Raw genomic sequence first — 20,300 nt, forward strand, 5'->3', positions numbered from 1 at the left:
CGCATCGATCTTGCACTGCCATAGCCGTCCGTATTTTGCGATCGGCCTGTCGGCAAAGCCGTTCGCCCGGACGCTTCTGGTTGGCTCTCTGGACACTGTACGCGCTCCTTTGGCACTGTGAGTTTTAGTGCCTGTCTTTCGGCTGTCCCTCCTCCTTCCCTTTTTTCTTCTTTGCGAACTTCTGACGGCCGTCCCAGTCCAGGCGGCGTGGAGCGTCGGCCGTTCCAACTTCACCTCTGACTGCGTCTCGATGGCATCTAGCCATCGTCTGCACACTTCCTTGCCCGTGGCGCGCGCGGCCCGATAAACAGCGCACTCAAACGGCAGCGCGCTCGCCGCGCCGCTGAACGCCGGTCGGTGCCGGTGTGGCATCGACCAAGTCACGGAATCAATACAAGGAAAACAAACATGTACATTCTTTACGAATACCGGTACGTGATTGCCTGCAGCAGTCTGCCGCATGAATTCAGGCGGGAATTCCGCAGGCTTGCCCGGGGCCGTGTCACGTCGACGTACGATTGGCGCACTCGGGCCAAGGATCCTGTGCCGGCTGAAACCCAATGCCGGCGGGTGGCGGAGGTATTGGCGGGTTTTGAGGCGCTGCGCGCCAGCGGGTATGCTTTACAAACACCGTGGAACTTCGGCAGCAAGCATTTGCGGGTCCTCATCAATCGCTGGTCCACGCAGCGGCTGACATCTGAAGAGGCGGCCGAGAGGCTCGAGCATTGGCGCCAGTTTTTGCAATGGATCCGAAAGCGCCAGCTCATCGCTTTACTGAGTGCGCCTCTCACCGTGGGTGCGTCGAGTGTCGAGAGTAGACATGTCCAATGCTCGCATGCGGCAGCCTACTCGCGACCAGACATACCGATGCTCACAAGCGATAAGGTCATGGAGGCCCTCACGGAACACCGTGGCGACCTGCGCAAGGCGGCCCGCGCGCTGGGGACAACCACGCATTCTGTCTGTGAGCCCCTGAACGATGGTCAGTCACGAGAAAAGCGGCTTCCTCCCGGGCTCACGATCCTGACCTGATGCTTGACTTCCCGTAGCGCTCGATACGCTGGGTTCACCTACATAAACAAAGGAGAAGCCAGCATGCTGATTCACACTATCTTCGGGCTCGCGAGTGCATTGCTGTATGCGTATCTGAGCTTTAACGATAAACGGTCGGCTAAAGAGGAAGTTCGAGAAGCGCGGGCGGTCTCTGCCCGAGGGCCGGGGGAAGAAGGAGAGAGGGAGGTGTCAGCCGAGCTGCGCTGGCACCTCACGCGTTTGTGCGGCGAAAACTGGGAAGTATTGGATGGTCTCGTTCTGATTCATGCGCCGGGGAGCACCTTTCCGACTGCTGAAATCGATCATCTGGCGATTACGCCGTTCGGAGTCTTCGTGGTCGAAACAAAGCATTGGGCTGGTGTGGTCACACACGGTGAGACCGACGACACGTTGACGCTCACGACGGTTGACGGACAGCGGTGTGTGCGCACCTCGCCGATGAAGCAGAATGCGGCGAAGGTGCGGTTTTTGCGCAAACTGCTTCCGCCGCGGCTGTGGATCGTCGAAGGGCTCGGTGTCTTTTCGCATGACGCGGCAATGGTGGCACCCACGCTTCACGCTTCCAACGGCGCTGCTTGAGCGTAGTGAACTTTACCGGCACCTGCGGGTGCGACAGCAGCAGTTTGCGCGCACGGGAACAGGGCGTCTGCCCGTTCGCAAGATAGTTGACGCGATCTTGCAGCATGCAGACACGCGCCCCGAGGCTCTCGTTGAACACCGACAACGAATCCAGGAGGGCCGCTCGCGCGGCCAAGGCTAGTCCTTGACCCTAACACTGCTGACACGAGGAGGGGTGAACTGTGCTCACCGTCTCCTCTTCCTGACCACCATCCACCGTGGTGACTTGAACCGCACGATACTCACGTAGAGCCAGACATACGTCGCGGCGAACACCGCCACGAAGCAGAACAGATGCAGCGTATGCCGCCAGAACAGCGTGGCCGGCACGACCGCGATCAGACACAGCAGCCACAAGTACGGGGACGTCAGCGAGTTACGCCGTGTCAATTCACGTGCGGTATCGTCGAGTACGTCATCGATGACCGTGGCGACGATACTTCGAATCGCCAGCGCGCCCAGGTTGGGGCTGGAGCTCTTGTAGGTTTGCGTATTTCACACCAAGCTGGACAAGGATTTCGCGGCAAGCTGGACAGGCTTTTCACACGAAGCTGGACACGGATTTCACGGCAAGCTGGACAGCGATTTCGCGTCAAGCTGGACAGTAAGTTCGTAAAATAGCGACGCAGGTCAACCGGGGCACCCTCGATGATTTCGTCGGGGCGTCTACATGGCATTTCCAAAGTTGACCATGCGTAAAATTCGAGAAGCGCTGCGCCTACATTTCGATTGCGGCTTCAATCATCGGGAAGTTGCTCGCGCGCTGGGCACTTCGCCCACGACCGTTGGGCAATATGTTCGCCGTCTGGAGCGTGCCGGCTTAAGCTACCCGCTGCCGTCAGCGCTCGGTGACGTCGAACTCGAGGCACGCCTGTTTCCGCCACCGCCGCGCGTGGAAGGAGAGCGTCCTGCGCCGCACTGGCCGACTGTGAGGCGCGAGCTCGCCCGCAAAGGCGTGACGCTCGATCTGCTCTGGAACGAGTACAAGGCCGAGCACCCCGACGGTTACGCGTACACCTGGTTTTGCACACGATACAGCGAATGGGCGAATTCGCTCCCGCTAACCTTGCGGCAAACACATGCTCCGGGCGAGAAGCTGTTCGTCGACTACTCGGGCGACAAGGTTGCGATCATCAATGCGGAAACGGGTGAGAATCGGGAGGCCGAGTTGTTCGTGGCCGTATTGGGGGCGTCGAACTACACCTATGCGGAAGCAACTTGGACCCAGCAGAGTTCTGATTGGATCGGCTCTCACATTCGAACCTTCGAATTTATGGGCGGTTGTCCTGAGATCGTCACGCCCGACAACCTTAAATCGGGCGTGCACAAGCCGAGCTTCTACGATCCCATTATCAATCGGACATACGGAGAAATGGCCTCGCATTATTCTGTGGCAGTCATCCCAGCCCGCAGTAAAAAGCCCCGTGATAAAGCTAAGGTTGAGCAAGGCGTGCTCCTTGTCCAGCGCTACATTCTCGCTCGACTTCGCAAACACCGCTTCTTCAGCCTGACCGAGGCAAACTCCGCGATCGCGACACTCCTGGTCGACTTGAACAACAAAGCCTTCAAGAAGCTGCCGGGATCTCGCCGCAGCACTTTCGATGAATTCGAGCGCTCATCGCTGAAAGCGCTTCCGTCACAGCGCTATCAATATGCTGATTGGAAGGTAGCGCGCGTGGGGCCTGATTACCACGTCGACATTGACGTTCACTACTACTCTGTACCGCACCGCTTCGCGCGTCAACAGGTCGACGTTCGATATACGAACGGGACAGTCGAGATCTTCCACCAAGGCACGCGTATCGCCGCTCACGTGCGAAGCAGTCGGCGCGGTCACCATAGTACGGTTAATGCGCACATGCCGCCTCATCATCAAGAGGTCAGTGGGTGGGGGCCGCAGCGTCTGTACGACTGGGCCATACGCATCGGGCCGCACACCGCCGCCGTGATCCAGCACCTGCTTGGCGGCCGGCAGCATCCCCAACAAGCCTATCGCGCTTGCCTTGGCGTCCTTCGCCTGGGCAAAGACCACGGCAATGCACGGCTGGAGGCCGCGTGCTGCCGTGCCATCGATCTGAAGGCGCCAAGCTACCGCTTCATTAGCTCGACGCTCAAGAACGGCCTGGACCAGTCGCCTCAGACAAAAACGGATCAGGCCAGCTTACCGCTCACACATCCCAATGTGCGCGGACCGGACTACTATCATTGAAGAGGCCATATGCTCAAACATCCAACGATCGACAAGCTTCACGCGCTGAGGCTGAGCGGCATGGCATCCGCCTTGACGCAACAGCAGAACAATCCTGATATCGAAGCGCTGGGCTTCGAGGAGCGTTTAGGCTTGCTTGTTGAGCGCGAAGCAAGCGAACGCGAATCCAGGCAGACATCATCGCGCCTGCGCCGTGCCAAACTGAAGTTCTCCGAAGCCGTGGCCGAAGACATCGACTACCGCACCCCACGCGGGCTTGATCGCGCACTCATGAGCCGCTTGCTCACTGGCGATTGGATCCGGGAGAAGCACAACACGCTAATTATTGGCGCGACCGGCCTGGGTAAGACCTGGCTTGGATGCGCGCTCGCCAATCAGGCCTGCCGTCTGGGCTACACGGTGGCCTATCTCAAGATGCCCAGGCTCGCCGAGGAGCTCGCTATCGCGCACGGCAGCGGTCGATATGCGCGAGCACTCGCGCAGTGGGCCAAGACGGATGTGCTGCTGATGGATGACTTCGCAATGGCGCCAATGCCCGACAGCGCTCGGCGTGATCTGCTCGAAATACTCGATGATCGCCACGGCCGTCGCTCAACCATTGCAACAAGCCAGATTCCGGTCGACAACTGGCACGGTGCGCTCGGCGATCCAACGCTTGCCGACGCCATCCTGGACCGGCTTGTTCACAACACTTATCGAATCAACATGAACGGTGAATCGATGCGAAAACTAAAAATTAGTTTGACCGAAAACCGTAAGCGCGAAATTTTCCCCACCTAGCTTTTGAGTCCAGCAAGATCCACGATTGCGTCCGCAACTCACAACTTGCGGACGCAATTTATGACCCAGGATGACCTTTCATTTTTGCCCCTGCGGGTGACCCGCGTTGGCGTGGGTGGCAAGCGCAGCTTCGATCCTCTAGGCAAGCGGCGGCTGGTCGAGGCCTGCGAGCAGCCCGGTGCGTCATTGTCCGGTCTGGCGTTGAAGGCCGGGGTGAACGCCAATCAACTGCGTAAATGGGTTCGGCTGCATCGGCAGGCGCAAACGCGCATGAGCAACGACGGCATGGCCGCTTCACCGTCGGCGTTCGTGCCGGTCGTCGCCATCGCCGATACGGCGCCGGCGCCTGCGTCGATGCATTCTGTGCGCATGCAGCCAGAACAGCGGTCATCGCATCTGTCTTCGCGCTCACCAGCGTCAGCATGGCTGTCGGCCCAGTTGCCCAATGGCGTAAAGCTTGAGCTCGAATGCTCGGAACGCGACGCCGCGCTCGTGAGCGCCATGATCGCGGCACTGGGACGGCGCTGATGTTTCGCTTCGAAGCTGATTTGAAGGTGTTCCTGCACCGCGAGCCAATCGACTTCCGGGCAGGCATCAACAGTCTGGTGACGCTGGTCGAGCAATCCATGCAACTGGACCCGTTTGCGCGTGCCGTGTACGCCTTCCACAACCGCAGACGCAACCGGATCAAGCTGCTACTTTACGAGCGCAACGGTTTCTGGCTGATGTTGCGGCGTCTGGAAGAAGATCACTTCATCTGGCCGCGTCGGCAACAGGCGGTGATCGAACTGACGACCGAGCAGCTACGCTGGCTGCTCGAGGGTATCGACATCGAGGCAATGTGCCGTCATCCGGCGCGGCGGTACCGCCACGCCAGCTAATGACCGGCCTGCCGGCCAGCAACGCGCGCGAGGGACTGTTACAAATCTCCGTAAACCTGTAGCGCGCGGCATTCGACTATCCTGGGAGCATGAATGAAGACGACTTCTCCCGATTGCCGCCCGCCGCCCAGGCCTATATCCGTGAACTGGAGTCACGCAACCAGCAGCTGGGCGAACGTATTGCCCAACTAGAGGAGCAGTTCCGCCTGGCGCAGAGCCAACGTTTCGCCCCGAGCAGTGAGAGGCTACGCGATCGTGTGTTCGACGAGGCTGAGCAGATCGCTGCGACCGAAGCGCATGACGCGGACGTCGCTGCCGACACCTTCACACTGCCCGATACTGGCCTGCCCGATGCGCCGCAACCGCCACGGCGCAGTCCTGGGCGCAAACCGCTACCGGCCCATCTGCCACGTCAGCGCATCGAATACGACCTGCCTGATGACCAGAAGATATGTCCGTGCTGCGCACACGAGCTTCACCGTATGGGTGAAGAGATCAGCGAACAGCTGCATATCGAGGCGAAGGCCTCGGTGCTGCAGCATGTACGTTTCAAGTACGCGTGCCGGCACTGCGAGCGCCACGCCGAACGCACGCCGGTGATCACCTCACCGATGCCGGCGCAGCCATTGCCGGGCAGCAACGCGAGTGCGGCGATGATCGCCACCGTGACTGCCGGCAAGTATGTCGACGGAACACCGCTATACCGGATGGCCAACGCATTGGGGCGCGCCGACATTGAAGTTGGACGCGGCACACTGGCCAACTGGATCATCCGGCCCGCCGAGCTGCACTATAGCCGGCTCTATGAGGCTCTACACAGGACACTGCTGTCGCAACCGCTGATTCACGGTGACGAGACAACGGTGCAGGTACTCAAGGAACCCGGCCGTGCTGCGCAGAGCACCTCGTATATGTGGACATATCGCAGTGCCGACGGCAGCACGCAGCCGGTTGTGCTGTTCGACTACCAGCCGGGGCGCGGGCAGGAATATCCTCAAGCGTTCCTCGCGGGCTATCAAGGCCTGCTGATGACGGATGGCTATGCCGCCTGGCGCACACTCGAAGGCCCCACGCACTTCGGCTGCCTGGCTCACGCCCGTCGCGCCTTCGTTGAAGCGCTCAAGGGCATGAAGAAACCCGGTGGCCGTGCCGCGCAGGCGCTGGAATACTTCAAGGCGCTGTATCAGGTCGAAACGCTCACCAAAGCCGATCTGCCCGAAGGCGAGACGCGCGCTGACTACACATACCGCCTGCGTCAGCAACACAGCGTGCCACTACTCGAAGCATTCAGAAAGTGGCTGGACGACCAGGCACCGCAAGTCCTGCCAGAAAGTCTGCTGGGCAAGGCAATCTCATACACGCGAAACCAGTGGACGTATCTGTGTCGCTACGTGAGCGACGGGCTGGCCCCCATCGACAATAACGTCATCGAGCGAGACATCCGTCCATTCTGTACCGGCAGAAATTCATGGCTGTTCAGTGACACGGTTGCCGGCGCGAAGGCAAGCGCCATGATCTACAGTCTTATGCTGACCTGCAGGGCTTGCAACGTCGAACCCTACGCCTACCTCGTGCACGTACTCACCGAACTACCGAAGCGCGAACCGGATGCTGACGTGACCGACCTCTTGCCGTTCCACCTTGCAAAACTGACCACCGCCGCTCGTTGAGCTTGATCTGGTCGCCTTGCCGATCGATGCGCCGCCGCCTGGCACGTCAACCTCCGTGCACCCCTATGAACTCGGTGTGCTAGATCGCGCGCTTACCGAAAACCAGCAGTCAGAGTAAAAACAGAAACCCCTGCGTCGCTGCGCTCCGACTGTCCAGCTTCGCGCGAACACCTGTCCGGCTTCATGCGAAACGCGTGTCCAGCTTCCGCGAAATACGCAGTAGGTTCGCGTGGCTCGCCAGCAAGATCGCTAATTGATCAGCTGCGTTTGGGCGAACGGCGGTCGAAATCTGCGAGTGCGCATTGGTCGCTAGGCATGCGCGAGCTTTGCTTTTCTTCTGTTTCGAAGACGCAGCGGCGCATGAGTTGCACGTGCAAATATCGTTGCTTCGTCCGGCGTTCTGCTTATTATTCAATGGGTTAGGGCGGCTGCCCGGAAATCACGTGTCTGAGCCAGTTCAGACACCTCTTTACCCTTTGGTAACTATCCAGCGGAGCAGCGCACGATACGGCCGTTTTGTTACGGCTAACGTAAGAAAACGGCATGGGGCGTTTGCAGGATCTGGAGAAAAGGGGCGCCGGGAAAAGTCCCACCGTGAGTTCGCTACACGCCCCTCTCGGCCGTTCGTCGCGTCTGGGGCCAGCCATGCCCGGTGTGTTTTATGGACGGGTGATGTCCCTGAGACCAAGAGGTCGGCCGGGCGGAAGCTGTCTTGCGACGATGCGCCCACGCGTCTCGCGCCGCAAAGATGCCCGAATCGCGGAGCTTTCCGGGTTAGCTGTCTGAACCGGCTAAATCGTCGTCCGGTCATCGGTGCGGTGGGCAAGATGTTGTCGCCTTCCCATACACGGTGCTTGATCGCGTATTGTCATCCATTCGGTTCCTGTTTCGGACTGTTGCAGCCATACCTGAGAAATAGCCGCGTCTTCCCAGCTGCCGAAGATGCGCTGCGTATGGGGGTGGACGATATAGCGCAAAATGACTATGGGCGGCCGCCTCCACTCAACGCAGACTTGCTCGAACCCGGCTCGGGTCACCTGGGACTGGGTGACGCTGTCTGCGGGGACAACATAAGCCGCGTGAACATGTGCCCGCTGCGATTTACGCACAGCAGGGCATCAAAGCCCCCGAATAGTTCTCGCGTGGGAAATCACCCACCGCGCTGCGGTTTCAATGTTAGCCTCCCGCGCAGCTTGAAATGCCGTACTACCCGGTTTTCGAAACTGCCAGTCTAATCAGGCGAGAAGTTCGACCGACGAAAAAGCGGTGATTCGCGTGCCGTCCCGTAGGCCCGCCACGCCTGATGTCGTGCGAAATCTTGGTCGCCGATGCTGTGACCACAATGCGGACAGTGCAGCTCTCCGGATTGCAAGGCAGGGGCTTTCGGCGCTTCTGACCGGGGCGAAACGAAGCCCGATGATCGTCGCCGGATGCGCTGCGCTTTCCGCTCGCGTGAACTGCGGTTCATCGACCAACCTATCCCTAAGAGTATTGCATTGAATCCAAGTAACGGCCATGTGAGTTCCATGCTAGTCCCCGCTGTTTGGGCTCATTTAGCATAGCACGCGTACCTTTCCTGCGGAGTTGCCCTTGACCGCATTGATGGCACATCTTGCTCTGCTCTGGCTCCTCCTTTTTGCTGTCTACTGCGGAATTGTGTATGACCTTTGCCGATATACGCAACTTCACCAGTGGGGAGAATGCGTCTGAACACTTCTGCACATCCGCAATTGGAGGTCGCCTTGATTCGCGGCCAAAACTCAGAGATATTTCCTCGCGTCTTGAGCAGCCGAACAGGATATTAACGCTGCGCGGGCCGACGCCGATTTGATAGGAAAACTTGACAAGCGCGGCGGACACTGCGGATATGAACACCAGCCTGATACTAGACCTGCAACGCTCGTTTCATGTCAAACTCGGGTCGACGCGCCGATACAGGAAGGTGAGAAACAAGAAATCCTGTGAACGGAGACTCGTGAACGTGCTCGCCACGATTGCAAAGGAGCGGGACACACTCATGTTGTTGAGAGTTTTTCGCCCTCTGTTGTATTCCGGCGGCTTATTGTAAGAGGCTGATTCTCAGATAGAATTTATTACTCGGCTACGCTGGCCATATCGTTTAACATTAATATACTGACATTGAGAGGCGCCTTGAGAAAACGTAAAATCATTGTCACTGTCGGCACCCGCCCCGAAGCAGTGAAGATGGCGCCGCTGATCAAGCAACTGCAACATGAAGAATGGGCAGACTGCCGTGTGCTCGCGACGGCGCAACACCGGGGTATGCTTGATCAAGTACTGCGTCTGTTCGAGATCAAACCAGACATTGACTTGGATATCATGCAGCCGAACCAGTCTTTGCCCACGCTAACCTCACGACTAATAACGAAGTTAGACGAGGTACTCGCGACTGAGGAACCAGATGTTCTTCTTGCGCAAGGGGACACGACTACAGTCCTGACGGCAGCGCTAGCGTGCTTCTACCGGCGAGTACCTTTCGGGCACGTCGAAGCGGGTCTTCGAACAGGCGATCTTTCGAATCCGTTTCCGGAGGAAATGAACCGCGTCGTCGCGGGCCGGATGGCACGCTGGCATTTCGCGCCGACAACCTGCGCGAAGGAAAATTTGCTTCGGGAGGGAATTGATCAGTCGAGTGTGTTTGTTACCGGAAATACCGTTATCGATGCGTTGCTGGATGTCGCCAAACGTTGCGACGGTGCGTCACCATATAAAGGCGATCGACGATTGATTCTCGTGACGTCGCATCGTCGCGAGAATTTTGGTGAGGCGTTTCAAAACATATTGCGAGCGATTAAAACAATCGCAGACGAGAACGTCGACATTCAAGTGCTTTATCCCGTTCATCCGAATCCAAATGTACGGACGGGCGCGTACGCATCCCTGGGCGATCATCCTCGTATTACACTCTGCGAACCGCTTGACTACCTGCCATTCGTCGCCGCGATGAAACAAGCTTATTTGATCCTGACGGACTCGGGAGGCGTGCAAGAGGAGGCACCGGCGCTAGGCAAACCCGTGCTCGTCTTGCGACGAGAGACGGAGCGCCCTGAGGCGGTCAGGCACGAAGTGGTAAAGCTGATAGGTACGGACTACGCGGATATTGTCAGCAATACGCAACGCTTGCTCGATAACCCTGCAGACTATAGGCGTATGGCGCGTGGCGTATCGCCATACGGTGATGGCCTGGCTTCCGGACGGATTGCTCGTATTTTGAAGGGATATTTCGACTTATCCAACTGAACGGGGCGGGACATGGCCGTTCCTTTATGAATCGAGTGGAGGCAACAGATCTTAAACGATCGCTGTGCTTTCGCGTTGACGGCTCGTTCCGCTTACCTGCGGTCAATGCTGGGAGGGCTTCGCCTGTTGGGCGAATGCGCCCAAGGGGTAGTCATTGGCTGGTGAAGGTCATCATATCTGCGATGAAACGATCTGCGTGGCGAACATAATATAATTTGCACCGCCAGCACTTACGCGGTGTAATCGATCAGGTTGTGGACCGGCAATGGCACCTCAGGATTGCCTGAGGGAGGGCCTGCTAGACAGATCAAGGCTCAGTGGCGTTCGCTGACGCTCTGAGGGCGCTGGCATGAGTTCGGAAGTACGAAGCGCGACGCAACATCTTTATAGCGTTGCGCCCCCGGGGACACTGCGGCTGCGCTGTCTTTGGGACGATTGGACTGCTGCGAAGCCGCAACAATGGCGTAGGTGTCAACCTATGTCGGAGCAGGTCACCGCTTGGCCCGCCTTACCACCATCCATCTCGGTGACTTGAACCTCACGATGCTCACGTAGAGCCACACGTACGTCAACGCAAACACGACCACGAAGCAGAACAGATGCAAAGTATGCCGCCAGAACAGCGTGGCCGGCACGACCGCGATCAGACAGAGCAGCCACAAATAGGGCGACGTGAGCGAATTGCGGCGCGTCAGTTCGCGCGCCGTCCGCGCACCCACGGCCCAGCGCATCAGCCGCTTATACACCAGCATGTGCAGATGCACGCCGTCGGGGATGCCCGGCGACATGCCGCGAATGAATTTCTTCCGGTAGATCGAGAAACACGTCTCGAAGATCGGATACATGAACAGCAACACGGGATACCAGGCCGACACGTCGCGATTGCGCATCACCAGCATGATCGACAGTTCGGCCAGCATGAAGCCGATGAAGTAGGCGCCGCCGTCGCCGAGAAAGATCAGCCCCGCCGGGAAGTTCCAGATGAAGAAGCCGAGCACCGCGCCCATCATCATGAACGAGGCGGACAGCACGATCGGATCGGACACCTGGAACGCCACGTAGGCGAGCGAGGCGAACATCATGAACGCGACCATCGACGCGAGCCCGTTGAAGCCGTCGATGATATTGATCGCATTGGCGAGCGCGGCAACCGCTAGCACCGTGACCGCGCAGGAGATCACCGCATACGAGAGCAGGAAATCGAGCGGCGGCACGCTGATGCGGGTCACGGCGATATCCAGCAGGAAATAGGCGAGCGCGGCGGCTGCCATCGTGCAGACGAGTCTTGCGAGCGGCGACACGCGCTTGGTCAGATCTTCGACCAGACCCGAGCCGAAGGCGGGCATGCCGCACGCAATCAGCCCGAGGATGCCGCCCGACACGGCCGGATACGCGGGATGCAACTGCACGGCGGAGGCGATCAGCCCGAGCAGAATCCCGATCCCGCCGATGCGCGGCACCGGATGCGCATGGAATTTCTGCACGCCGGCCAGATCGGTGTCGGTGGAGAATTTTTCATGCAGATGCGCATAGCGCACGATCAACAACGTGATCAGCAGTGAAACGAGGAAGCCGAGCGCAAAACTGAGCATGAAAGTGGGCCTGAGCGAAGACGCCGAATTATACAAACGAAACGCGCGGGGTCCGGAAAAGCGGCGGCCCGGCGCGACTGCGCGAAGATCCCAGACAGTGAGGCGCAAACTGCCCGCAAACGCCCGCCAGTCATGGATTCCACCTATTTAGCAGGCGCCGCGCGAGGTCGTTAACCTGGATGCGGCGAAGTGTAAGTCACGCGCAAGAAAGACGGCATGCGCACCTGCCAACCCGTTTTCGCCGCCGATCGGCAAGACGTTCCGGAGACCCAATGCTAAACAACATCACAATTCGTGGCGGCCTGACGCTGGTGGTCAGCGTATTTGTCGTCTTCCTGCTGACAGTGATCGGTGTCGGCTATGGCGCGCTCAAGCTCGCCAACAGCAGTCTCGACGACACGCAGCGTAGCGCGGCCGCGCTGGCTCATCTGAAGGCGAGCTCGGAGAAGCTGCTGCAGGTTCAACTGGCGCTAGGTTCGTATCAGACGCTCTTTAGCGTCGGCAAGCAGACCGACGACCTGTTGCCGGCCGCGCACAAGGTGCTGGTCGAATCGAACAAGGACTTCGGCAACTACATGACCGGCCCGTTTGCCAACGAGAGCGAGCAGAAACTCGCGCAGAGCGTGGAGCAGGCGCGCAGCGCGCTGGTCGACAAGGCCATCGAACCGGAATTCAAGGCGCTCGCCGATTTCGATTTCAATACCTTCCGCAACATTCAGGGCGAGACGGCCAACGGCTTTTACGCCGTCTATTCGAAAGCGATCGACGCGCTCCAGCGTTCGCAGGTGGACAGCCAGCATCGGCAAGCCGAAACAGCGGCGCAGCGTTTCCAGATCGCGACGCTGCTGTTTGCGGCCATCGGCGCGGTTGCGATCGTGATCGGCGTGGCGGCGCGCATCGGTTTGTCGGCGGCGCTGATCAAACCCGTCAACGCGACCGTCAAGCACTTCGAGCGGATCGCCGCCGGCGACCTGACGGGTGCCATCAAGATCAGATCGCGCAACGAGATGGGCCAGCTGCTGACAGCGTTGACCCGGATGCGCGAAGGCCTCGTCGAGACCGTCTCTAAAGTGCGCGGCAGCACGACGGCGATCACGCAGGGAGCGAACGAGATCGCCTCCGGCAATGCGGATCTTTCTTCGCGCACGGAGCAGCAGGCAGCCGCGCTTCAGCAGACCGCCGCAAGCATGGAGCAATTGTCCGCGACGGTGAAGCAGAACGCGGACAATGCGAAGCAGGCCAACCGGCTCGCTCACGGCGCGCTCGACACGGTTACGCGCGGCGGCACGGTGGTCTCGCGGGTTACCGAAACGATGGATGGGATCAGCGAGTCGTCGCGCAAGGTGACGGAAATCATCGGCATGATCGAAGGCATTGCGTTTCAGACCAACATCCTGGCGTTGAACGCGGCGGTCGAAGCGGCGCGGGCCGGTGAACAGGGGCGCGGCTTTGCAGTGGTGGCCTCGGAAGTGCGCAGCCTTGCACAGCGCTCCGGTGCGGCGGCGAAGGAAATCAAGGAACTGATCGGCGAATCGGCGGCCAAGGTTCAGGAAGGCACATCGCTGGTGGCGGACGCGCAAAAAACGATTCACGAAGCCATGAGCGCCGTTGAACGCGTGACCGGGGTGATGAACGAGATCGAGGCGTCCGCGCTCGAGCAGAGCGACGGCATCGAGCAGGTGAATAAGGCTGTTGCGCAGATCGACGAGGTCACGCAGCACAATGCGGCACTTGTCGAAGAGGCCGCTGCGGCGGCGAAATCGCTGGAGGAGCAAGCAACGATCCTGCGCGATGCGGTGGCGGTATTCCAGATGGCCTGATTAAGCCGCGAGGCGCTTGCGACCGTTGCGAGCGCCGTATTTCGGCATCTTCAGAAGCTCATTTTAGTTAAGATGCCTAATTGTTAGATTTTGTAAAACATATCTACATGTGTAACGGTTTATGTCCATGAGCGATGCGTTGGACATGTAGAGAACTTTTTCCCGGTGTCGATCTGCAGGCCGGAAATTTGTTCCGTACAACCAAATTTTTAGCAGATTGACACTGAAAAATGACGATCCGGATTATTGTTTGTGCGCGAGCGCACAGAGGGACAACTCACATCAGAGGATATTGATCCAAAGCCCGATCCGAGGATTTTTCTCGACGCCGGCGACGCGCAGGGTGCGTTCAACTCACGGTGGATAACTATCGAGCCCCAAGTCATGCAGAGGTCCTCAGAGATGTATCCGGACGGTTCCCGGAGTGTGCCAGGTGATTACTCGTGTGTGCTGTGCGGCGCCGGTCCGGCAGGAATGGGTTTCCTGTTTTATGCGTTCAAGAGCGGCAAGCTCGCAGAGGTGGCAAGAAACGGCTTGCTGATCATCGACAAACGCATGAGCCTCGGCGCAGGCAAGCTCGGTGACTATGTCAACGTCACGGGCAACTCGGTCTCCAAAACTTTCCTCGCCTGTCTCGAGCACGAACGCTTCGATGAAGTATTTGGCGACATTCGCGAGTACAACGAGTTGCACAGGAAGCTGGCTGCGGATCCGGACGGTGCGCCGCTGCTCTCCGAGGTTGGCGAATTGCTTACGCTGGCAGCCGAGCGGCTTATCGCTCACATCGTCGAGCATTACGACGTCGATGTATTACGCGGCCACGAAATCGATGCGGTCCGGCGTGGCCGGGACGGTCGTTTCGAAATCGCCTATCACGACACGCGCAAACCAGCGGCACGCCGCATGGTGATCAGCGACACCGTCGTGATGAATCTCGGCGGTGCGCAGCGAGTCGAAGAGGTCGATGATCTATGCCGCACGCTCGACATTCCATCGCCGGACAGCGGTATCGTCACCTGCACGTCGGACGAGCTGCTTCGCCTCACGAGCACGCAACTGGTGGACACGTTCGCGCCGATGTTCGCTCCGGCTAGTGCCAGGCGTACGAACCGCATTACGATCATCGGCGGCTCGCACAGCGCGTTCACGATGGCCGAGCGTCTTGCGACTGATCTGGGCAGTGCGGGGCTCGATGAAATCGCCCTCGTTCATCGCTCGCCGATACGCCTGTTTTTCGAAACCGAAGATGAAGCGCGCGCGTGGGGCTATAACGTCGACCCGGTCAACGATATCTGCCCGATCACACGGCGTGTGAACCGTTCCAGTGGTCTGCGTTACCGCGCGTTCGAGATTGCCTGTCAGGTGATGTCGCAGGGTCGAGTTGCTGGAACGCTGCCGCGTGTCGAATTGATCGATGCCGCCGCGGGAGAAATCGAGCGTGCTCGCGCCGCCAACTGTCTCAGGCATTCATGTGGCGTCGTGCATAGCGCGGGCTATGGGCCGAACCTCTCGGCGTTGGTCGACTATCGAGGGAAGACGATTCCGCTGCAATTCTGCCAGGGTGGCATCGAGGTCGACAGAGTCGGCCGGCCGTTGGGCGCCGATGGCAAGGCGATTGACGGACTCTTCACCTTCGGGCTCGGATCGGGTTTCCGGCCGCAGCCGGAGATCGGCAGCGAGCCTGCATTCACCGGACGAATCTATGGCGTCTGGATTTTTCACCATGAGATCGGCATGCGGGTTCTGGCAGGCGTTCTGACAGCACTGGCCGAAAAATCCGCCATGCGGGAAACGGAAATGGTCGCGACCGCTGACGACGACGCAAACGTAGGCGACCGGCCACGTCCCGGTCGAGCCGGCCGCCGCCACTGAGCGAGTGCCTTGCAATTTGCCGATGGCGTGCCTCGGGCTCACCTATTCGTAGCGCCGAGTCGGGGCGCTCTGTCCGCTTCGTTTATTCCCGTAGATATCCTTAATAAAATAGTAATGATTGTTTCTGTAATACTGCGTATTGATATTGAAACCATGTTTGGCTTTCGGTCCACCTGCTACAAAACAGCGGGTATGTTCAGCGCTCTGACGAACGTTCGAAGCAAATAAATCCCCTCAATTCCGCCGTACGTGCGGGCTATTCCGCCAGCTTTATTGGCGCGGCCTCTTTTGCGGGTTATGCTGCGCTGCGACATCGAACGCAACGCGATGACCAGTGCGATGCTTTGATCGTCTCCATTGCCGCTTCTGTTTGCCGCCCGCGCGGATGAGAACAATGCATCTTCATTGGCCTTCCGATTCGAGCGGAGCCCGCCATACCCTGGCAGGCTGCATACTTACGTGAGGGAAATGATGACGATATTTCAGTCATACCGCCGTGGTAACCGTCTGCTCGAAGCACTCCCGACGCATGAATGGGAAGTGCTACATCCTCACCTTGAACTTGTCGAACTGAGTCCAGGGCAACTTCTGTCGAAATCGGGCGAACTCATACGAACCGTTTATTTCCCGGCTACTGCCATCGTGTCTTTGCTACAGACCATGGAAAATGGCAGTTCGGTGGAGATCGCCGCAATCGGCAGGGACGGCACGACAGGGGTGCCGATCCTGACAGGCGGGGACACCATGCCCGCCAGTGTTCAGGCTCAATGCCGGGGCTTCGCTTATCGGATCAGCGCGACGGCGCTGCGCGAAGCGCTGCGTAATTGCGCTTCCCTGCGTTCGCTGATGCTGCTCTACATGCAGGCCCTCCTCACCCAGGTCGCACAGACTGCAGCGTGCAACAGGCTGCACCGACTGGACGAGCAATTGTGCCGATGGCTACTCGTCGACATCGATCGTTCAGGTACAAGCGATTTGCAGGTTACCCAGCAACTTATAGCGGATATGCTCGGCGTGCGCCGCGAAGGCGTAACCGAGGCCTCCGGCAAGCTTTGCGAAGCCGATCTGATCCATCATAGCCGTGGCCGGGTCCAGATCATCGACCGGACCGGACTCGAGGAACGGGCATGCGAATGTTATGCGATCGTCAAACGGGAATTCGACCGGCTCTTGCCGCGCATCAACGCAATGGAAGTGACGCGTTGAGGGCTGCAGCGCTGTCCACCGGTCGAACTGACGGCGCCCGACCCTGACGTTCGAACGAATAGGTGGCAGGAGAGGAAACTGCAGCATCCGGCCACCGTCGCTCGCATGCCGTCGACCTTGTCGAGGCTATACCTTGATCCACCTGGTGGCAGGCCTTGTTTATCGCAGACCTGCAACTGATTGATCGCGCCGTTCTTGGCCGCGAGGGGTGCGCAAGACCTATCGGGCCCGTTGCGTTCGCACGGGCCGCGCCATCTGTCTGAAGAGTCGCTGTTGATTGTCGTCCGTTTTGTCTGGTCGAACTACCACTTCGCAGCGGCCTTGCCGTTTTCACCCCGTCTTGCACATCACCCGGGCTTTTGCCGAATTTGCCGTGCCTATACGCGGCTGGCTTCATGCCTTGAATTCCGCTGGCGCGGCCAGCCGTATTCCGGTGCGGACTTCACGTCGCATGCCCTCTCACGCAATAAACTTTTCAGATGGTCCGGATTGAGCCCTTGGTTGCGGTTCCAGTAAAGTATGATGTTTGACGCGACGAGCGTCGCGCTGTGTCATCCTTGCCCGTATCTTCGACATTCTGCCGGCCTCCGCGCGCCGTTTCCGGTTAATTGCGAAGAACGTGAATCGTCATAGTTTCAATCTCGTCTCAATTGAGAGGACCAGGTCAATGCTGAGCGTCGTGACACATTTCCTATGCTTCATATTCGGCGTGTTAGTTGGCGTTTTCGTATGTGCATTATGTGTGGCGCGTTCAAGAACACCCCGAGACGACAAATAATTCTTTTTCTTCGGACGGTGCCGCAAAAACACGAAGGCCGTGGCGACCATTTCAATGACACAGGCGCGGCCCTCAGCGAATAATTATCGAGCCACCAGAATAGGGCAACCTCACCACCTGGACTACACGGTTCAATAAGGCCGATGCAAAAACCACGGGTGCTGTCCGGCCGCGCTTGGCGCTTCCTTTCTTACTCCTGCTAGTCCGAGCCAAAGGCAACGGGTCTATGTTGCTTTCCGCACTGAAACAGAACTTCTTGAGCCCTACACTGGGCTGGTTGCATCTGTTCGCGGCGATGGAAGTCGCGATGGAACGCTATACCAAAGCTGCTTAGCGACATAACGTGGATGTGTCGTCCACGTCAGGTCAGCCGGACTCCAATAGACCTTCGGCGTACTTGCGCGAAGGTGGCTTCCAGAGGGCTTCCATGATCCTGGTGACAGGCGGCGCCGGTTTTATCGGCGCCAATTTCGTGCTCGACTGGCTGCGGCTCCATGACGAACCGCTAGTGAATGTCGACAAGCTGACTTATGCGGGCAATCTCGGTACGCTGAAATCTCGGCAGCACGATCCATTGCATATTTTCGTGCGCGCGGATATCTGCGATCGCAGCGCACTCGACGCGTTGTTTGCCGAGCACAAGCCGCGTGCCGTGCTGCACTTTGCCGCGGAAAGCCACGTGGACCGTTCGATTCATGGCCCGGCTGATTTCGTGCAAACGAACGTGGTCGGCACCTTCACGCTGCTCGAGGCAACCCGTCAGTACTGGAACGCGCTCGGCGAAGCCGGCAAGGCCGCATTCCGCTTCCTGCACGTTTCGACCGACGAAGTATTCGGCTCGCTGTCCGCTACCGATCCGCAGTTCTCCGAAACCACGCCGTATGCGCCGAACAGTCCTTACTCGGCCACCAAGGCCGGTTCCGACCATCTGGTGCGCGCCTACCATCATACGTATGGGCTGCCGGTGCTGACCACGAACTGCTCGAACAACTACGGTCCGTACCAGTTCCCCGAAAAGCTGATTCCGCTGATGATCGCCAGTGCGCTCGCCGGCAAGGCGCTGCCGGTCTACGGCGACGGCCAGAACGTGCGCGACTGGCTGTACGTGGGCGACCACTGCAGCGCGATCCGCGAGGTGCTCGCGCGCGGCACACCCGGCGAGACGTACAACGTGGGCGGCTGGAACGAGAAGAAGAACCTCGAAGTGGTCCACACGCTGTGCGACCTGCTCGACCGGTTGCGTCCGAAGGCGGGCGCGTCGTACCACGACCAGATCACGTATGTGAAAGATCGTCCGGGCCACGACCGCCGTTATGCGATCGACGCGCGCAAGCTCGAACGTGAACTTGGGTGGAAGCCCGCGGAAACGTTCGAAACGGGTCTCGCGAAGACGGTCCGGTGGTATCTGGACAATCAGGCGTGGTCGAACGAAGTCGCCTCGGGCGAGTACCGCAAGTGGGTTGAGACCAACTACGCGCAGCGCGCGTAAGGGCAAGGCAATGGCGCGTAAAGGCATTATTCTCGCGGGCGGCTCGGGCACGCGCCTGTATCCGATCACGCACGTCGTCTCCAAGCAGTTGCTGCCGGTGTACGACAAACCGATGATCTACTACCCGCTGTCCACGCTGATGGTGGCGGGCATCCGCGACGTACTGATCATTTCGACGCCGCAGGACACGCCGCGCTTCGAGGCGATGCTCGGCGACGGCAGCCAGTGGGGGATGAACATCCGGTATGCGGTGCAGCCTTCGCCGGACGGTCTCGCGCAGGCATTTATTATCGGTCGCGACTTTGTGGGCAACGATCCGTCGGCGCTGATTCTGGGCGACAACATCTTCTACGGTCACGATCTGGCGAAGCAGCTGGAAAACGCCGACGGGAAAACGGAAGGCGCGACCGTCTTTGCGTACCACGTGCAGGACCCGGAACGGTATGGCGTGGTGGAATTCGACCGGCAGTTCCGCGCGCTGTCGATCGAGGAGAAGCCCGTGAAGCCGCGTTCGAACTACGCGGTCACGGGTCTGTACTTCTACGACAACCAGGTCTGCGATATCGCCGCCGACATCAAGCCGTCGCCGCGTGGCGAGCTCGAAATCACCGACGTCAACTCGCGGTATCTCGCCAATGCGGCGCTCAATGTCGAGATCATGGGGCGCGGTTATGCCTGGCTCGATACCGGCACGCATGATTCGCTGATCGAGGCGGCGACGTTCATCGAAACACTGCAGAAACGTCAAGGTCTGGTGGTGGCGTGTCCGGAAGAGATTGCGTTCCGCCAACAGTGGATCGATGAGGAGAGGTTGCTTCAACTTGCGAAGCCACTTTCCAAGAATGCGTATGGCCAATATCTGCTCAATCTTCCGCAAGATCAGGTGGCATGGCCGGCCCGTTGATCCGGGTGATCGAATGGGGCAAGCGTTTGCGCTGTCCTTGCAATAGCCGATACGTAACTTGCGGAACGTGCGCCGGCGCACATTTAATTTGAAACTGCGCAGGTACGCTTGACGGCGTAGACCGCGATTGCGCGCGCAATAGGGCGGGATGCGTAAAGCGTTAGGCC

14 protein-coding genes and 1 pseudogene are annotated in these 20,300 nt (G+C 59.0%); 13 read left to right on the plus strand and 2 right to left on the minus strand.

Features of this window, described 5'->3' with window-relative positions; genetic code table 11:
- Positions 1–408: 408 nt before the first annotated feature.
- Together BXE_RS03465 and BXE_RS03470 are read left to right on the plus strand one after the other, a co-directional pair.
- Positions 409–1,032, plus strand: coding sequence for a hypothetical protein (locus tag BXE_RS03465; protein WP_038456902.1), 624 nt, complete (start codon positions 409–411; stop codon positions 1,030–1,032).
- A 3-nt stretch (positions 1,033–1,035) separates the two neighbouring features.
- Positions 1,036–1,632 carry a nuclease-related domain-containing protein gene (locus BXE_RS03470; RefSeq protein ID WP_233518829.1) on the plus strand — a complete coding sequence of 199 codons (597 nt, stop codon included), beginning with the start codon at positions 1,036–1,038 and terminating at the stop codon, positions 1,630–1,632.
- 225 nt (positions 1,633–1,857) lie between these two features.
- On the opposite strand, the pseudogene BXE_RS43825 reads toward BXE_RS03470, so the two are convergent.
- Positions 1,858–2,073 (minus strand): annotated as a pseudogene (locus tag BXE_RS43825) (glycosyl transferase); the annotation flags it as partial.
- A 268-nt stretch (positions 2,074–2,341) separates the two neighbouring features.
- On the opposite strand from BXE_RS43825, the gene istA reads away from it, so the two are divergent.
- The 6 genes from istA (at position 2,342) to wecB (ending at position 10,472) form a co-directional block, all read left to right on the plus strand.
- On the plus strand, positions 2,342–3,880 hold the full coding sequence (istA, locus tag BXE_RS03475; RefSeq protein WP_011487045.1) for an IS21 family transposase: 1,539 nt from the start codon (positions 2,342–2,344) through the stop codon (positions 3,878–3,880).
- A gap of 9 nt (positions 3,881–3,889) precedes the next feature.
- Positions 3,890–4,660 (plus strand): IS21-like element helper ATPase IstB, encoded by a 771-nt coding sequence (gene istB, locus BXE_RS03480; RefSeq protein WP_011487046.1) that lies wholly within the window; start codon positions 3,890–3,892, stop codon positions 4,658–4,660.
- Positions 4,661–4,720: 60 nt separating this feature from the next.
- Positions 4,721–5,188, plus strand: coding sequence for an IS66-like element accessory protein TnpA (gene tnpA, locus BXE_RS03485; RefSeq protein WP_011490266.1), 468 nt, complete (start codon positions 4,721–4,723; stop codon positions 5,186–5,188).
- Positions 5,188–5,541: an IS66 family insertion sequence element accessory protein TnpB gene (gene tnpB / locus BXE_RS03490; RefSeq protein WP_011487048.1), complete on the plus strand. Its 354-nt coding sequence runs from the start codon at positions 5,188–5,190 to the stop codon at positions 5,539–5,541. Before tnpA ends, tnpB begins: the two co-directional genes overlap by 1 nt.
- 89 nt (positions 5,542–5,630) lie before the next feature.
- Positions 5,631–7,211: an IS66 family transposase gene (tnpC, locus tag BXE_RS03495; RefSeq protein ID WP_011487049.1), complete on the plus strand. Its 1,581-nt coding sequence runs from the start codon at positions 5,631–5,633 to the stop codon at positions 7,209–7,211.
- Positions 7,212–9,362: 2,151 nt separating this feature from the next.
- The gene (wecB, locus tag BXE_RS03505) at positions 9,363–10,472 is read left to right on the plus strand and encodes a non-hydrolyzing UDP-N-acetylglucosamine 2-epimerase (protein ID WP_011487052.1); all 1,110 of its coding nucleotides are present in this window, start codon (positions 9,363–9,365) and stop codon (positions 10,470–10,472) included.
- Positions 10,473–10,963: 491 nt separating this feature from the next.
- Here wecB and BXE_RS03510 read toward each other — a convergent pair whose 3' ends face one another.
- A complete protein-coding gene (locus BXE_RS03510) occupies positions 10,964–12,064 on the minus strand; it encodes an MraY family glycosyltransferase (protein WP_011487053.1) in 1,101 nt (366 codons plus the stop codon).
- A gap of 272 nt (positions 12,065–12,336) precedes the next feature.
- Between BXE_RS03510 and BXE_RS03515 the strand changes: the two genes are divergently transcribed.
- From BXE_RS03515 to rfbA, 5 genes are all read left to right on the plus strand, one after another.
- Complete coding sequence (locus tag BXE_RS03515) at positions 12,337–13,884, plus strand: methyl-accepting chemotaxis protein (protein ID WP_007176025.1); 1,548 nt, start codon at positions 12,337–12,339, stop codon at positions 13,882–13,884.
- 384 nt (positions 13,885–14,268) lie between these two features.
- The gene (locus BXE_RS03520; protein ID WP_233518828.1) at positions 14,269–15,756 is read left to right on the plus strand and encodes a hypothetical protein; all 1,488 of its coding nucleotides are present in this window, start codon (positions 14,269–14,271) and stop codon (positions 15,754–15,756) included.
- 471 nt (positions 15,757–16,227) lie between these two features.
- Positions 16,228–16,962, plus strand: coding sequence for a Crp/Fnr family transcriptional regulator (locus BXE_RS03525; RefSeq protein ID WP_011487055.1), 735 nt, complete (start codon positions 16,228–16,230; stop codon positions 16,960–16,962).
- A gap of 1,205 nt (positions 16,963–18,167) precedes the next feature.
- Positions 18,168–19,229, plus strand: coding sequence for a dTDP-glucose 4,6-dehydratase (gene rfbB / locus BXE_RS03530; protein ID WP_011487057.1), 1,062 nt, complete (start codon positions 18,168–18,170; stop codon positions 19,227–19,229).
- A gap of 10 nt (positions 19,230–19,239) precedes the next feature.
- Entirely contained in the window at positions 19,240–20,133 is an 894-nt protein-coding gene (rfbA, locus tag BXE_RS03535) for a glucose-1-phosphate thymidylyltransferase RfbA (protein WP_011487058.1), read from the plus strand.
- The last annotated feature ends 167 nt before the right edge of the window (positions 20,134–20,300 follow it).

The sequence above is a fragment of the Paraburkholderia xenovorans LB400 genome (assembly GCF_000013645.1).
In the GTDB taxonomy this organism is placed as follows: Bacteria; Pseudomonadota; Gammaproteobacteria; order Burkholderiales; family Burkholderiaceae; genus Paraburkholderia; species Paraburkholderia xenovorans.